The following is a 14,610-nucleotide window of genomic DNA, read 5'->3' on the forward strand; positions in this document are numbered from 1 at the left end:
CTTGTTCGCAAGCATCAAGGCCTTCCGGGATGGGGATCCCTGAAGGCCTTTTTCCTTTCAGGCCGCAGCGGCCACCTTCTCGGCGAGCCACTTCTTCACGTCGCCGGCGCGCCAACGAACCACCTTGTGCGAGAGCTTGATCGGGCGCGGGAACGCACCGCGCTTCACTAGGCTGGTGATGTGGGATGTGCGCAGCCCCGAGAGCGCGCACGTTGTTGCCATACGCATGAGGCAGTCGTCACAGGATGCAGCCGCGGCCAGCTCGGCCTGTAGCAAGGAATTCGGATCAGGCATCACAGCCTCCGTTCGGTTTCGATATGAAATGTTCGCGTCACGACCGCATGCGAGTCCATGTGCGACAAAAGAATTTCGTGCGTGCCCGCTCCGGCGGGCCACACCTACGTTCTTCGTGACGCGCACGCTCGCGCGCACTAGCCCGGGCAGGGCTCCCGCTCAATAACGATTGCGGGAGACGGGGGTCTGGATCAGGCGAGCAACAACGCGTCAACGTCGGCCGCGATGACGCGCACCGCGCGCGAGCTGAGCGTGACGACACGCAGCTTTTCGTCCTTGATCAGGCGCAGCACGGTGCTGCGGCTGCAGTCGAGCGCGATGCCGGTGTTCTTGATGGTGAGCAGGCGGCGCGTTGCAGTGGGTGCGGCGGCAGGCGCCGGCGTAGTGATAGCGGTCATGTTGGCCTCGAAAGTTTCAGAGTTGCCGCAGCAGCCAGCACGACCTTAGAATGCACTCACAACATACTGCAAAATTGTTGAGGCATCCGCACTTCGGTGCTTGCCGCGCGAGGCCCTCAGTTCGGTGCTAGTAACACCTAATTCGAGGGCTTCGTTGTCTGCGGAGCGATCTAAGAATAGCTCGTGATGTGCAGTGGACGCCTGAAAGATCAAAAGCTTTTTGCGGTCGTCTGCGTCCTAAAACGCGAGATGCATCAAAGATGATGCAAGCTCGGATGCAAAACTCTTGCAGCGCAGTGACTTAGCACACCCCGGTGAACAAACTTTTTTCGTTGCGAAAAAGCTGCATCAACGCGGAGTCAGGCCGATCCACACGTTCACGGCTCTCGCACCCTCGTCTTTTCGGTACCGTTCTTGAGGCTGGTTCCAGGATTCGGTGATGCAGCAGGAATGCGCGCAGCCAGTTGTTCGGGTTGGGAACGTAACGCACGAAGAGCTTCGAGTTGCTCGCGCATAAGATCCTCTAGGCGTGCACGTTCGGCCATGTCGATCTTTCGATCCGCCGCAGCCGCTTCATCCTGCAGCTTCAAGATGTGATATGGCACTAGAGCCGACGCCACCAGCGCTGCTAGCGCGATGCCGATAGACCAACGTGCAAGCATCAGCGCGCGTTTGGAGGCGACGTCTGCTGCCCTGCTGGCCTCTTCCCATTTGGGAACAACGTCAAGCGTGATTGTGCGCAGCAGTTCGGCCTCGCTATTTGCCAATGCGGCCAACTGCGTCGCCATCGCATCGAGCTTTTCGACCGTGAGTTCGCTGGACCGGATCAAGGGCGAGGGCGCGATGTGAGGTAGGCTTCTCGACCCCACCTCAAACATCTTTTGGTCAGGGGGAGCCAGCGCCGCGGCGGGCATCGCTATTGATGACAAACCCCTCGCGGCCGCCAGCATGCCATCAAGACTTTTCGACAACTGCGATTGCAGGCCCGAGCCAATTGATCCGAAGGACTCTGCAATTCGCCGAGACGACTCGATGGAATCACGCGCCTGCTGGCGCACTTCTGCTCCAAGCTGAGCGACGACATCACCACCGTCGTACCGCAAAACGGTGCCAGTGGCTCTCGCTACAGCTCCCGCAAGTTCCTCAAGCGGCGCAATTGTTCCGACCTCGGCTTCCGCAAGCGGCTCATCAAACGCGTCCTTGTTGCGCGAAACGAGACGCCTGACGACCTCGCGACCAAGCGCCTCGTCAGACACGGCCGAGTCATCGAGCAACGTGCGGAGGGCGGCCAGATCACCAATGCTCAGATGACGCGCGTAGAGCGTGCCTTCTGCGGTCTGAAGCTCAACGCGCTTGCCCAGCAGGTCAGCCAATTTTCGGCGTGTCGACCCGGCGCTGCCATCCGACGGCATCGGCTCTTCGCTCATGGAAGACACCCCGTCTGGAGCACCCCGGCTCGCGACGCCACCGAGAAAGGGACATTGATCCGAGGCTCACTCCCACACGTGCGCCCAGTCGCGCGGCGCGGCTCAAGAAGATCGATGGTTTCTTTCATGGAGCGCAATTGTGGGGCGGGGGCGCGTTGCCGGAGAAGCTGCAGCCACCATAGCAGCGGCACCAACAGCCAGCCACAGATCGCTATATAGATCGCGACAAGATTCACCAAAAATAGAAAAGGGTTAGCAGATACTTACCTGCTAACCCCCGTCATTGGTGGTAGGCCGTGATGGGCTTGAACCATCGACCAACGGATTATGAGTCCGCTGCTCTAACCAACTGAGCTAACGGCCCACGCGGCACGATTCTATTCGCGCCGCAGCGCCTACTTGCGATGGCTCAGCGCATTGCTCACCAGGCGCGACGTGATGTCGACGATCTGGATCATGCGTTCGTAGGGCATGCGTGTCGGCCCGATCACGCCCAGCGTACCCACGACCTGCCCATCGACCTCGTAATTGGCGCTGACGATGGAGAGCTCCTCGAAGGGCACCACCTGGCTTTCGCCGCCAATGAAGATGCGCACCCCTTCGGCCTTGCTCGACACGTCGAGCAGGCGCATCAATTGGGCCTTCTGCTCGAAGAGTTCGAAGGCACGGCGCAACTGCCCCATGTCGCTGGAAAAATCGCTCACCGCCAGCAGGTTGCGCTCGCCCGAGATCACGACGTCGTCTTCCTGCGCCTCGTTCAGCACTTCGGAGCTGACCTGCACCGCGGCCTGCATCAGCGCAGCGATCTCGCCACGCAGCTTTTCGACCTCGGACTGGAGACGATCGCGCACCTGCTCGATGGTCAGTCCCGCATAGTGCGCGTTGATGTAGTTCGAGGCCTCGACCAGCTGCGATTGCGAATAGTCGGCCTCCGGAAAGATCACCCGGTTCTGCACGTCGCCATCGGGCGAGACGATGATCACCAGCAGGCGCCGGTCGGAGAGCTTCAGGAATTCGATCTGCTTGAACACCGAAGCGCGCCGCGGCGCCATCACCACGCCAACGAACTGCGACAGGTTCGACAGCAGGTGCGCCGCATTGGCGATCACTTTCTGCGGCTGGTCGGGCGCGAGGCTCGGCGTGCTCATCTGTTCGCGCTGCGCGGTCAGCATGGTGTCGACGAAGAGGCGGTATCCACGGTGCGTCGGAATGCGGCCGGCCGAGGTGTGCGGGCTGGCAATCAGCCCCAGCGCCTCGAGGTCGGACATGACGTTGCGGATGGTCGCCGGCGACAGATCGAGCCCCGAGGAACGCGACAGCGTGCGCGAGCCGACGGGTTGCCCGTCGGCGATGTAGCGCTCGACGAGCGTCTTGAGCAGCAACTTGGCACGGTCGTCCAGCATTGCAAGATTTTAGTGTTGTAATTTGTGAGATATGACCTCTCGCTTTCGTCACGTCGCCCTGATCGGCAAATACCAGGCTTCCGGCGCCCGGGCGCAGGCGGACTCGCGCGACGGCGTCATGGAAGGCATTGGCGCCTTCCTCGAATCGCAAGGCTGCACGGTGTTCGTCGAGCGCTCGACCTGCGAGGAAGACGATGACGGCGCCCCTGCCCATCCACGCTACGAAGCCCTGAGCGTCGAGGAAATCGGCCAGCGCTGCGACCTCGGCCTGGTAGTCGGCGGCGACGGCACCATGCTCGGCATCGGCCGGCAGCTCGCCAGCTATGGCATCCCGCTGATCGGCATCAACCGCGGCCGGCTCGGCTTCATCACCGACATCCCGCTCGACAACTACCAGGCCACGCTGATCCCGATGCTGGCCGGCGAGTACGAGGAAGACCACCGCAGCCTGATGCATGCGCAGGTCGTGCGCGATGGCGCCTCGGTGTTTGACGCGCTCGCCATGAACGACGTGGTCGTCAACCGCGGCGCCACCTCCGGCATGGTCGAGTTGCGCGTATCGGTGGGCCGCCATTTCGTGGCCAATCAGCGCGCCGACGGCCTGATCATCGCCACGCCCACAGGCTCGACGGCCTACGCACTGTCGGCCGGTGGGCCGCTGCTGCATCCGGCCGTGCCAGGCTGGGTGCTGGTGCCGATCGCACCGCACACGCTGTCGAACCGCCCCGTGCTGCTGCCCGATGCCGACGAGATCGTCATCGAGCTGGTGGGCGGGCGCGACGCCAGCGCCAATTTCGACATGCAGTCGCTGGCCTCGCTCGCAATCGGCGACCGCGTGGTGGTGCGCCGCTCCGATTTCCGTGTGCGCTTTTTGCACCCGCGCGGCTGGAGCTATTTCGACACCTTGCGCAAGAAACTTCACTGGAACGAAGGGGGCTCCTGAAATGGCGCTGCGACGCATCGCACTGCGCGACTTCGTGATCGTGCGATCACTCGAACTCGACCTGTCCGGCGGCTTCACGGTATTGACCGGCGAAACCGGCGCGGGCAAATCCATCCTGATCGACGCGCTGCAACTGGCGCTGGGCAACCGCGCCGACGCTGGCGCGGTGCGCGAAGGGGCCGAACGGCTCGACGTGAGTGCCGAATTCGACGCCGACCCCGCCCTGGACACCTGGCTCGACGAAGGCGGCTTCGAAGCCGGCGACGCGCTGCTGCTGCGCCGCACCGTCGACCTGCAGGGCCGCAGCCGCGGCTGGATCAACGGCAGCCCAGCCACGGCCACGCAGTTGCGCGAGCTCGGCGACCGCCTGCTCGACATCCACGGCCAGCACGCCTGGCAAAGCCTGACGCGGCCTGAGGCAGTGCGCGGCCTGCTCGACGCCTACGCAGGTGTGCGCACCGATGCGCTCGACGCCGCGTGGCAAAGCTGGCGGCAGGCACTTTCCGCACTCGAACACGCGCGCTCGGCGCAAGACTCGCTGCAGCGCGAGCGCGAGCGACTGCAATGGCAGATCTCCGAAGTCGCCAAGCTCGCACCGGGCGTCGACGAGTGGGAAGAGCTGTCGACCAACCACTCGCGCATCTCCAACGCGCAGGCCCTGATCGACGCGGCCCAGGGTGCCAGCCAGGCACTGGAAGACGACGACAACGGCGCCCTCCCCGCGCTTACGCGCGCGCTCACGCTGCTGCAGAACTGCGAGCACATCGAGCCCGAGTTCCGCGCGCTGGGCGAAGTGCTCGCCTCATGCGTGGCCCAGGCCTCCGACGCTGCCCACACGCTGCACGGCTACCTGCGCGATGCCGACACCGATCCGCAAACCCTGGCCGAGCTGGACGAGCGCATGGGCCTGTGGATGTCGCTCGCGCGCCGCTACAAGCGCCCGCCCGCCGAACTGCCGGCGCTGCTGGCCGGTTGGCAGGCTGAGCTGCAGGCGCTCGACGCGCAAAGCGATCTCGAAGGCCTTGAACGCGCCGAGCAAAACGCACAGCAGGCCTACATGAAAGAAGCCAGGGCGCTCAGCAAGGTCCGCAAGCAGGCTGCGCCGCGCCTCGCCCAGGCCGTCACCGATGCGATGCAAGGCCTAGGCATGCAGGGCGGGCGCTTCGAGGTCGAACTGCAGCCGCTGGCGCAGCCCAGCCGTGCCGGCCTCGAAGACGTGGCCTTTCTCGTGGCCGGCCACACCGGCAGCACGCCGCGCGCCATCGGCAAGGTGGCTTCGGGCGGCGAGCTGTCGCGCATTGCGCTGGCCATCGCCGTCACCACCAGCCAGCTCGGCGCGGCGCAGACGCTGATCTTCGACGAGGTCGATGCCGGTGTCGGCGGTGCGGTCGCCGAGACCGTCGGCCGCCTCATGAAGCAGCTCGGCCGCGACCGCCAGGTTCTCGCCGTGACCCACCTGCCCCAGGTGGCCGCCTGCGCCGACCATCACCTCGTTGTTGCCAAGCGCCAGACGGCAGCAGCCGGCAAGGACGGCCCGCGCACCGAGAGCGGCGTGTCGCGCCTCGACGACGACAATCGCGCCAAGGAAATCGCCCGCATGCTGGGCGGCGAGAAGGTCTCGCAGACTTCGCTCGCGCACGCACGCGAAATGCTCGGCCACAAGACCTCGGTGACCGCGCCATGAACCTCGACCTCGTGCTCATCACGGGTATGTCGGGCTCCGGCAAGTCGGTGGCCCTGCATGCACTGGAAGACGCTGGCTACTACTGCGTCGACAACCTGCCGCCCGAACTGCTGACGTCCTTCATCGCCTTGCAGCACGAACAGCAGACGCCGCGCGTGGCCATTGCCATGGACGTGCGCAGCGGCGTCTCGCTACCAATCGTTCCACAGCAGCTCGAAGCGCTGCGGCGCGACGGCGAGATCTCGCTGCGTTCGCTGTTCCTCGACGCGACCACCGATGCCCTGCTGCGCCGCTATTCGGAAACCCGCCGCCGCCACCCGCTCTCGCGCCAGGAAGGCCGTACCGACGTGCCCGAACAGCACCGCGTGCTGATGCAGGCCATCGAGCTCGAACGCGAGTTGCTGGCCGACCTGCGCGACGGCGCCGACGTGATCGACACCAGCCTGATCCGGCCGGCGCAGCTGCAGAGCTACATCAAGTCGCTGATCTCCGCGCCGCAAAGCGCGCTGACGCTGGTGTTCGAATCGTTCGCCTTCAAGCGCGGCGTGCCGCTTGACGCGGACTACGTGTTCGACGTGCGCATGCTGCCCAACCCGCACTACGTGCCCGCGCTGCGCCCGCTTACGGGCCGCGACGAGCCGGTGATCGAATGGCTGCGCGAGCACGACGACGTGGCGCGCATGTACAACGACATCGAACAGTTCCTCACGCATTGGCTCGATGCACTGGCGCGCGACCATCGCAGCTATGTGACGGTGGCCATCGGGTGCACGGGCGGGCAACACCGCTCGGTGTTCCTGGTCGAGCAGCTGGCGCGCTCGTTCGGTGCGCGCTGGGGTGCGCTCAAGCGGCACCGCGAACTCGACGCGAGCTGACTGATCCGCCGACTAAAGATCGGCTGACTAGGCCTCGCTACCTTCCAGCAGCTTGCGCATCGGCGCCGGCAGGCCCAACCGACCCCACTCCTCGGCCTCGACCCAGCGCGCGCCATCGCCTTGCGGCTGGCCGCCCTGAAGCTGCACCGGATGCAGATGCAGGTCCTTGTGGGTCAACACATGCACGAAGGCCGGCAGGTCCTGCACGCCGCGTCGCGCGGCCGTCGGCAGTGCAGCCAGAAGATCTTCACGGCTGTCGAACACGGGCAGGCAATAGAGCCCGGCCCAGATGCCCTTCGACGGCCGCTTCTCCAGCCACACGCGGCCTTGCGCATCGCGCGCCAGCAGCACCCAGAGCGACTGTGCACTGCGCTTGAGCTTGCGGGTCTTGACGGGGTAGCGCTCCGGCGCGCCTTCCCGCAGGGCCGCGCAGGTCTTGTTGACCGGGCAGATCATGCAGCTCGGCTTGCGCGGAAGGCACACCGTGGCGCCCAGGTCCATCACGCCTTGTGTGTAGCTCGCGATGGCTTCCTTCTGCTCTGCCGGCGGCAGCAATTGCGTTGCCAGGTCCCACAGCGCACGCTCCTGCGCCGCCGAAGACATGTCGCCCGCAAAGCCGAGCACGCGCGTCAGCACGCGCTTCACGTTGCCGTCGAGGATCGCCACGCGCTCGCCGAAGCAGAAGGCGGCAATGGCCGCGGAGGTCGATCGGCCGATGCCGGGCAAGGTGACGAGTTCGGCGGCAGTGCGAGGAAACTCGCCGCCGAAGCGCGCGACGACTTCCTGCGCGCAGCGATGCATGTTGCGCGCGCGGCTGTAGTAGCCCAGCCCGCTCCAGAGCCCGAAGACCTCGTCCTCGGTGCCGGCGGCCAGCGCCTTCACGTCGGGAAAGCGTTCGAGAAAGCGCGCGAAGTAGCCGAGCACCGTCGTCACCTGCGTCTGCTGGAGCATCACCTCCGACAGCCACACGCGGTACGGGTCGCGGGTGTTCTGCCACGGCAGCTGGCTGCGCCCGTGGCTGCGCTGCCAGCTCACGATCTGCGCAGCGAAATCCGGGGGCAATTGCAAGCCAGCAACCGCCGTGGAGGCGGAAGCTTCAGGCCGCACGCAGCTCGCCGACAGTCGCCGCGACCTGCGGCTTTCCGTGCTGCGCGATCAGCGAAGTGAACTCGCGCAGCTGCACATGAAGCTCGGCGAGATTGCTTTCCTGCGCGGCCAGTTCGATCAGCCGTTCGTCGAGGTTGCCCGCCGCGCTCTGGATGCGCTCGATCGCCTCGATGCGCTTGCTGAAGTTGCGGCGGCGCTCCTTGAGCTGCGCGTCGATCTGCGCGCTCGCGCCCTTGCTCCAGCGCTCGACCTCGGTCATGGCTGCTTCGTTGACGAGCCGCAGCCGACTGGCCAGCGCGCGAACCAGCTTGTCGCAGAAATCGGCCTGCGCGAGCTTCAGCAGGTTGCCCACGCCCAGGTAGTGGATGTGGCTGCGTTCGATCTGTCCCAGCTCCTGCTCGAAGCCCGTCAGGTCGGGCTCGGCCGGCGCCTGCAGGGTGAAGCCCTGCTCGGCATTCAGCTGGCGGAAGGTGGCATGCAGCATCGACTGGATCTCGGCCGTGGTCGCCTGCACCTCGCGCAGGTTGTTGCGCAGCGAATCGAAAGTCTCGCCGTACACCTTGCGGACGTTGAACTTGACGCCCGGGCGCTTGAGCGCGGCCGACAGCCGCACCATGTCGGCCTTCAGCGCAGTGCGGCCGAGCACGGCATACACCTCGCGCAGCAGCTTGCCCTGCACCGAGCGCAGCGCCAGGATGCGCGTGTTGCTGCCTTCGAACTCGGCATGTTCCTGGTCGATGCGCGCACGCATGTGGCGGATCACCGATACGTTCTTGCCGCGCAGCCCCTGCAGTTCGAGCGCCTGCTCGGCCAGGTCGCGCTGGCGCACTTTCAGGATGCGCTCGGCCTCGGCGCGCAGCGCAGTCATGCCCGCGTCGACCGCGAGCCGCAGCATGGTTTCGCGCTTGCCGAGCACGCCTTCGGCCAGCAACGATTCAAGCGCCGGCAGGCGGCTGGCCTGCAGCAACTGGCCGTCGTGCTGGATCTTGGCCTGCAGCCCCTTTTGCGCGGACACCGGCAGCACCTGCGCCAGCGGCACTTCGAGCAAACGGGCCGCGCCTTCGCGCTGGCGTTCGATCTGCTGCTCGATGTGCGAGGGCGTGCTCAGCGTGTCCCACATCGTGTCGATCTTGTTGAGCACCACGAAGCGCGTGTCGTTACCTTCGTCCTCGGTGATCAGGTGCTCGCGCCAGATCGAGAGATCGGAGCGCGTCACGCCGGTTTCGGCGCCCAGGATGAAGACCACGGCGTGCGCCTGCGGAATCAGGCTCACCGTGAGTTCGGGCTCGGCGCCGATCGCGTTCAGGCCCGGGGTGTCGAGAATCACCAGCCCCTGCTCCAGCAGCGGGTGCGGCATGTTCAGCACCGCGTGGCGCCAGCGCGGAATTTCGACGCGGCCTTCGGCGTCCTGCACCGGGTTGTCGTCGGGGGTGTCGTCGTTCCAGAAGCCCAGCGTGCGCGCTTCATCCTTGGCGACCCAGCGCACCTCGGCCACTTTGCTCATGGCCTGCGCCAGATGCTCGGCGTTGCCGACGTCGATAGCTATCTCGGTCCAGCGCGTTGGCTTTTCGCGCCAATGGGCCAACGAATGCGGCTCCAGCCGGGTCTCGATGGGCAGCAGGCGCAGCTTGGGCGCGAGCGCGGCGTCGTAGCCCAGCTCGGTCGGGCACATCGTGGTGCGGCCGGCGCTCGCGGGCATGATGCGCCGCCCGTAGCCGGCAAAGAAGATCGCGTTGATCAGCTCCGACTTGCCGCGCGAGAACTCGGCCACGAAGGCGACCATGACCTTGCTGGTACGGATCTGCGTTTCGAGCCCGCGCAGGCGCTCCGCCACTGCCTGGTCGAGCAGCTCGTTCTCGGTCAGCCAGCGGGACAGCCACTGCAGCCGGTGGGCGAAATTGCTCCGCCACGCACCGTGCTGATCGAGTTGTTGGTTGAAGGAGCGGCTCAAGGGAAATATGTAAGAAACAATTTACAAATATAGCATCGGGAGGCGAACAACCAACGTCTCCAAATTGTTTCTCCTGAGATCCACGTCTGAATCCGACATCCGGACCAGGCGCCTACTTCTGGCAATTGGGGCAATAGTAGGTGGAGCGCTGCCCCTGGCGCAGCTGCCGGATCGGCGTTGCACAAACCCGACAGGGCTCGCCGGCACGGCCATAAACGGTCGCTTCGAGCTGGAAATAGCCATTCTGTCCTTCCACATTGGAGAAATCTCGTAGCGTGCTGCCGCCCTTCTCCACCGCCCGGGCCAGGATTTCGCGTACGGCCGCGTGGAGCCTGGCCGCCCGCGGACGGCTGATACGTGCCGCCGACAGCGTCGGCCGGATGCCCGCCTGGAACAGCGCCTCCGACGCGTAGATGTTGCCCACACCCACCACCACGTCGCCCGCCAGCAGCACCTGCTTGACGGCGCTCTTGCGCTTCTTCAGGCCGGCGTGGAAGGCGTCGAGGTCGAAGGCATCGCCCAGCGGCTCCATGCCAAGGCCGCCGAGCAGCTTGATCGCCCATGGGGCAGCCTCGTCTTCCACGTAGACCACGGCGCCGAAGCGGCGCGGATCGTTGAGCCGCAGCGTGCCTCGGTCCGTGACCAGGTCGAAATGGTCGTGCGGCCCGGGCGACGGCAATGCCGCGTCGAAACGCAGGCTGCCCGACATGCCCAGGTGCAACAGCAGGATGCCGCGATCGAGATCGATCAGCAGGTACTTGCCGCGCCGCCGCACCTCGCGCACCTGCCGCCCGACCAGCGCCTCGGGCAGCACCATCAGGGCCCAGCGCAGGGGCTTGCCGATGCGCACCGCGTCGATGCGTGCGCCCGCGATGCGGTCGGCAAAGCCGCGACGGGTGACTTCGACTTCGGGAAGCTCAGGCATGAAAAGTAAATCTCCGGCAAATGCGGCGTTGACTAAGCCCCACGCAAGGTTCGTTCAAAAGCCTGGATTATTATGGTCGGATGAATCTTTCGCCCCGCCGACACCGCCTTGCGGCGGCCGCGTCTCTCGCCTTGCTGGCTTGTGCGGTTCACGCACAATCTTCTGCCCCTGCAACCCCCAACGGCCCTGCGCTGACCATCGAACAATCGGCACAGCCGAAGCCCTCGACAAGGCCCAAGCCCATCACAGCCAAGGCCGCCAGCGAACCCGCGCCGCAGCCCTCCGCGCTGACGGCCGACCTGTTCTACGAGATCCTGATGGGCGAGATGACCGCCCGCTCCGGAGATCCCGGCTCCGGCTACGCGCTGGTGCTCGATGCCGCCCGCCGGCTGCGCGACGGCAAGCTGTTCCAGCGCGCGGTCGAGATCGCCCTGCAATCGCGCTCCGGCGATGCGGCCCTCGCCGCCGCACGCGCCTGGCAGGAAGCCCTGCCGACTTCGCGCGATGCACGCCGCATCGAGCTGCAGATCCTGATCGCGCTGAATCGCATCAGCGAAACCGTCGAACCGCTGCGTGCCGAAGTGGCGGCCACGTCGCAGATCGAACGCCCGCTGCTGATGGCCGTGATCGTGCGCAATTACTCGCGCGCCGCCGACAAGAAGCTGGCCGCCTCGGTGGTCGAGCAGGCCCTGGTCGACGAGCTGAAGAACCCGACCACCGGCGGACTGGCCTGGGCCACCGTCGGCCGGCTGCGCCTGAATGCAGGCGATGCTTCCGGCGCACTGGAAGCCGCGCGCAAGGGCCAGGAGATCGACCCGAGCTCCGATGCACCCGCTGCATTGGCGCTCGAAATGATCGACCCCGGCCAGCCGCTCGCCGAGCCAATCGTCACCCGCTACCTGAACAACAACCCGAAGGCCACGCCCGACCTGCGCATTGCCTACGCCCGCGCGCTCGTCGAGGACCGGCGCTTCAACGATGCCACCACGCAACTCCAGGCAGTGACTACCTCGCGGCCCGAGCTGGCTGAGCCATGGCTGCTGCTCGGCAGCCTCCAGATGCAGGCCAAACAGGACGCCGCAGCCGAGACTTCGATCAAGCGCTTCATCGAACTGTCGAGCAGCCGCAGCGCCAGCAAGGACGCCGATGGCGATGCCAATGACGCCGCCGACCGCAAGCGCGGCGTATCGCAGGCGTACTTCGCGCTGTCGCAACTGGCGGAACGGCGCAAGGACTTCACGGCGGCCGAGCGCTGGCTCGCGCGCGTCGACGGCCCCGACGAACTGGTGGCCGCGCAAACCCGCCGCGCAGCGCTGCTGGCCCGTCAGGGCAAGCTGCCCCAGGCGCGCGAAATCATTCGCGGCCTGCCCGAGCGCACGCCCGACGACAAGAAGCAGAAATTCCTTGCCGAAGTGCAACTGCTGCGCGACGCGAAGCAATACCAGGCGGCCTACGACATGCTCGCCCAGGCCTCGGCGGCGGCGCCGGACGACGGCGACCTCGTCTATGACCAGGCCATGGTCGCCGAGAAGCTCAACCGCCTCGACGACATGGAGCGCCTGCTGCGCCGGCTCATCCAGCTCAAGCCCGAGAGCCAGAACGCATACAACGCGCTGGGCTATTCGTTCGCCGATCGCAAGATCCGGCTCGACGAGGCGCGCACGCTGATCCAGAAGGCTGTGCAGCTGGCGCCGGAAGATCCGTTCATTGCCGACAGCCTGGGTTGGGTCGAGTTCCGGCTCGGCAATACGGCCGAGGCGATCCGCATCCTCGAAGCGGCCTACAAGACGCGGCCCGATCCCGAGATCGGCGCGCATTTCGGCGAAGTCCTGTGGAGCACCGGCCAGAAGGACCGCGCGGTCACGATCTGGAAGGAGGCCCTGCTGAGCGACGCCGAAAACGAGACGCTGCAGGAAACGCTGAAGCGCCTGCGAGTGAAGCCGTAGCATGGCTCACGCTGGGGCATTCGTGCCAACGCAGGCCGGCCACGGCCGCCGTACCCTTTTGGCGGCAGGTGGAGCCGCCTTTCTCCTGATGGCAGGCTGCGCGCAGCTGTCTGGCGGCTCTTCTGCACCGAAGACTTCGGACAGCTGGAGCGGCCGGATGTCGCTGCGCATCGAGAGCGAGCCGGTGCAGACCTTCGCTGCGCTGTTCGAGCTGCGCGGCTCCGCCGACTCGGGCGACCTCACACTCACGACACCCATCGGCAGCACGCTGGCGCAACTGCACTGGGCACCGGGCGAGGCCCTGCTGAAAGACGGCAGCAAGACACGTCGCTTCGACTCCGTCGATGAACTGATCGAGGCCGCTACCGGCGCTGCAATTCCGGTCGGCGCCTTGTTCGGCTGGCTCGCGGGCCGCAACGACCCCGTTCCCGGCTGGAAGCCCGATCTTGCGCAGCTCGGCAACGGACGGCTGCAGGCCGTGCGCGAATCGCCGAGCCCCCGGGCCGACCTGCGCATCGTGTTCGAGCGGTCATGAAGGCGATCTACGACCTTCCCGCGCCGGCCAAGCTCAATCTCTTCCTCCACATCACCGGCCAGCGCGACGACGGCTACCACCTGCTGCAGTCGGTCTTCATGCTGATCGACTGGTGCGACACGCTGCATGTCGAACTGCGGCGCGATGGGCAACTGAGCCGCGAAGACCTAACGACCGAGCTGCCCGCGGACGACCTGATCCTGCGCGCGGCACGCGCCCTGCAGGCTTTCGCCGCGCCCGGCCAGGGCGCGCATATCGGCGTGGCCAAGCACGTGCCGGCACAGGCCGGCATGGGCGGAGGCTCTTCGGATGCCGCCACCTGCCTGCTCGCACTGAACCGCCTGTGGGGACTGAACCTGCCTCTGTCACGGCTGGCGCACATCGGCCTGAAGCTGGGTGCCGACGTACCCTTCTTCCTCGGTGGCCGCAACGCATGGGTCGAGGGCATCGGCGAGGAAATCACACCGGTTACACTGCCGTCGGCGCGTTTCGCGGTGGTCAAACCACCCGAGGGACTCGATACCCGATTAATTTTTTCGGCTTCCGATCTTCAACGCGCCACACCTGTTGCTATAATCTCGGGCTTTGCTGCAGATAGCGAATCGCTGGAAGCGACGAACCTGGGAAACCCGGTTTTCGACTTCGGCCACAACGACCTGCAGCCGGTTGCCCAGCGACTTTGCCCCGCCGTCACCGACGCCATCGAATGGCTCGGTGCCCAAGGGTTGAAGGCCCGGATGACCGGCTCCGGAAGTTCGGTGTTCGCGAAGATGCCGCAAGCGCCGCAGGAAGCGGAACTGCTAGAAGCCCCCGAAGGCTGGCAGGTTCGTCAATGCAGCAACCTGGAAGTCCATCCGCTCTTGGGATGGGCAACCTGAAGATAATCGGACCGTTCATTCGGTTCGATGCGACATATATCGGTTGATGGTGAAAACCATCGACCCGTGTAGGGGAGTCGCCAAGCTGGTTAAGGCACTGGATTTTGATTCCAGCATGCAAAGGTTCGAATCCTTTCTCCCCTGCCAAATCTTCAACGACTGCGGCCCAACGGCCGCAGTCTTCTTTTGCAGCCCACCCGCTGCAATAATCGGCGGCTCACCGGCCGCCACGCATCACAAACCT

The 14,610-nt window shown here is 65.6% G+C and carries 13 protein-coding genes and 2 tRNA genes; 7 read left to right on the forward strand and 8 right to left on the reverse strand.

Annotated features, from left to right (window positions below):
* Positions 1–57 precede the first annotated feature (57 nt).
* From ACTG4X_RS29020 to hrcA, 5 genes are all read right to left on the reverse strand, one after another.
* The gene (locus ACTG4X_RS29020; RefSeq protein ID WP_440532573.1) at positions 58–222 is read right to left on the reverse strand and encodes a helix-turn-helix transcriptional regulator; all 165 of its coding nucleotides are present in this window, start codon (positions 220–222) and stop codon (positions 58–60) included.
* A 263-nt stretch (positions 223–485) separates the two neighbouring features.
* Positions 486–692, reverse strand: a complete 207-nt coding sequence (locus tag ACTG4X_RS29025; RefSeq protein WP_440532574.1) for a hypothetical protein — start codon at positions 690–692, stop codon at positions 486–488.
* A gap of 377 nt (positions 693–1,069) precedes the next feature.
* Positions 1,070–2,119: a hypothetical protein gene (locus ACTG4X_RS29030; protein WP_440532575.1), complete on the reverse strand. Its 1,050-nt coding sequence runs from the start codon at positions 2,117–2,119 to the stop codon at positions 1,070–1,072.
* Between the two features lie 287 nt (positions 2,120–2,406).
* Positions 2,407–2,483, reverse strand: a tRNA-Ile gene (locus ACTG4X_RS29035).
* Positions 2,484–2,514: 31 nt separating this feature from the next.
* Complete coding sequence (gene hrcA / locus ACTG4X_RS29040; RefSeq protein ID WP_093059694.1) at positions 2,515–3,522, reverse strand: heat-inducible transcriptional repressor HrcA; 1,008 nt, start codon at positions 3,520–3,522, stop codon at positions 2,515–2,517.
* Between the two features lie 31 nt (positions 3,523–3,553).
* Here hrcA and ACTG4X_RS29045 point away from each other — a divergent pair, with 31 nt between their 5' ends.
* Genes ACTG4X_RS29045 through rapZ form a run of 3 tightly spaced genes read left to right on the forward strand, consistent with a single transcriptional unit; the run spans position 3,554 to position 7,024 of the window.
* Positions 3,554–4,465: an NAD kinase gene (locus tag ACTG4X_RS29045; RefSeq protein ID WP_093059696.1), complete on the forward strand. Its 912-nt coding sequence runs from the start codon at positions 3,554–3,556 to the stop codon at positions 4,463–4,465.
* A 1-nt stretch (position 4,466) separates the two neighbouring features.
* Entirely contained in the window at positions 4,467–6,149 is a 1,683-nt protein-coding gene (gene recN, locus ACTG4X_RS29050; protein ID WP_097198095.1) for a DNA repair protein RecN, read from the forward strand.
* A complete protein-coding gene (gene rapZ, locus ACTG4X_RS29055; RefSeq protein WP_097198094.1) occupies positions 6,146–7,024 on the forward strand; it encodes an RNase adapter RapZ in 879 nt (292 codons plus the stop codon). The genes recN and rapZ overlap by 4 nt, the downstream gene beginning before the upstream one ends.
* 27 nt (positions 7,025–7,051) lie before the next feature.
* Here the strand turns inward: rapZ and mutY are convergent, their stop codons facing one another.
* The 3 genes from mutY to mutM form a co-directional block, all read right to left on the reverse strand.
* Entirely contained in the window at positions 7,052–8,086 is a 1,035-nt protein-coding gene (mutY, locus tag ACTG4X_RS29060) for an A/G-specific adenine glycosylase (protein WP_093081834.1), read from the reverse strand.
* Between the two features lie 34 nt (positions 8,087–8,120).
* Positions 8,121–10,082 carry a dynamin family protein gene (locus ACTG4X_RS29065; RefSeq protein ID WP_093059704.1) on the reverse strand — a complete coding sequence of 654 codons (1,962 nt, stop codon included), beginning with the start codon at positions 10,080–10,082 and terminating at the stop codon, positions 8,121–8,123.
* A 112-nt stretch (positions 10,083–10,194) separates the two neighbouring features.
* Positions 10,195–11,007 carry a bifunctional DNA-formamidopyrimidine glycosylase/DNA-(apurinic or apyrimidinic site) lyase gene (mutM, locus tag ACTG4X_RS29070; protein WP_097198093.1) on the reverse strand — a complete coding sequence of 271 codons (813 nt, stop codon included), beginning with the start codon at positions 11,005–11,007 and terminating at the stop codon, positions 10,195–10,197.
* Between the two features lie 80 nt (positions 11,008–11,087).
* Here mutM and ACTG4X_RS29075 point away from each other — a divergent pair, with 80 nt between their 5' ends.
* The 4 genes from ACTG4X_RS29075 (at position 11,088) to ACTG4X_RS29090 (ending at position 14,513) form a co-directional block, all read left to right on the forward strand.
* A complete protein-coding gene (locus ACTG4X_RS29075) occupies positions 11,088–12,953 on the forward strand; it encodes a tetratricopeptide repeat protein (RefSeq protein ID WP_097198092.1) in 1,866 nt (621 codons plus the stop codon).
* Position 12,954: 1 nt separating this feature from the next.
* Complete coding sequence (locus ACTG4X_RS29080) at positions 12,955–13,488, forward strand: lipoprotein insertase outer membrane protein LolB (RefSeq protein WP_093059709.1); 534 nt, start codon at positions 12,955–12,957, stop codon at positions 13,486–13,488.
* Complete coding sequence (gene ispE / locus ACTG4X_RS29085) at positions 13,485–14,366, forward strand: 4-(cytidine 5'-diphospho)-2-C-methyl-D-erythritol kinase (protein WP_097198091.1); 882 nt, start codon at positions 13,485–13,487, stop codon at positions 14,364–14,366. Before ACTG4X_RS29080 ends, ispE begins: the two co-directional genes overlap by 4 nt.
* A 70-nt stretch (positions 14,367–14,436) precedes the next feature.
* Positions 14,437–14,513: transfer RNA gene (locus ACTG4X_RS29090), tRNA-Gln, on the forward strand.
* Positions 14,514–14,610 lie beyond the last annotated feature (97 nt).

Origin of the sequence: Variovorax sp. YR566 (assembly GCF_051992195.1) — a bacterium.
Classification (GTDB): Bacteria; Pseudomonadota; Gammaproteobacteria; order Burkholderiales; family Burkholderiaceae_C; genus Variovorax.

What these genes read in the sequence shown, in the direction of transcription:
- ACTG4X_RS29045 (WP_093059696.1), top strand. Translation starts at nt 3,554, where the DNA reads ATGACCTCTCGCTTTCGTCACGTCGCCCTGATCGGCAAATACCAGGCT.
- hrcA (WP_093059694.1), bottom strand. Translation starts at nt 3,522, where the DNA reads ATGCTGGACGACCGTGCCAAGTTGCTGCTCAAGACGCTCGTCGAGCGC.
- ACTG4X_RS29075 (WP_097198092.1), top strand. Translation starts at nt 11,088, where the DNA reads ATGAATCTTTCGCCCCGCCGACACCGCCTTGCGGCGGCCGCGTCTCTC.
- ACTG4X_RS29025 (WP_440532574.1), bottom strand. Translation starts at nt 692, where the DNA reads ATGACCGCTATCACTACGCCGGCGCCTGCCGCCGCACCCACTGCAACG.
- ACTG4X_RS29020 (WP_440532573.1), bottom strand. Translation starts at nt 222, where the DNA reads ATGGCAACAACGTGCGCGCTCTCGGGGCTGCGCACATCCCACATCACC.
- mutM (WP_097198093.1), bottom strand. Translation starts at nt 11,007, where the DNA reads ATGCCTGAGCTTCCCGAAGTCGAAGTCACCCGTCGCGGCTTTGCCGAC.
- ispE (WP_097198091.1), top strand. Translation starts at nt 13,485, where the DNA reads ATGAAGGCGATCTACGACCTTCCCGCGCCGGCCAAGCTCAATCTCTTC.
- ACTG4X_RS29030 (WP_440532575.1), bottom strand. Translation starts at nt 2,119, where the DNA reads ATGAGCGAAGAGCCGATGCCGTCGGATGGCAGCGCCGGGTCGACACGC.
- recN (WP_097198095.1), top strand. Translation starts at nt 4,467, where the DNA reads ATGGCGCTGCGACGCATCGCACTGCGCGACTTCGTGATCGTGCGATCA.
- ACTG4X_RS29080 (WP_093059709.1), top strand. Translation starts at nt 12,955, where the DNA reads ATGGCTCACGCTGGGGCATTCGTGCCAACGCAGGCCGGCCACGGCCGC.
- rapZ (WP_097198094.1), top strand. Translation starts at nt 6,146, where the DNA reads ATGAACCTCGACCTCGTGCTCATCACGGGTATGTCGGGCTCCGGCAAG.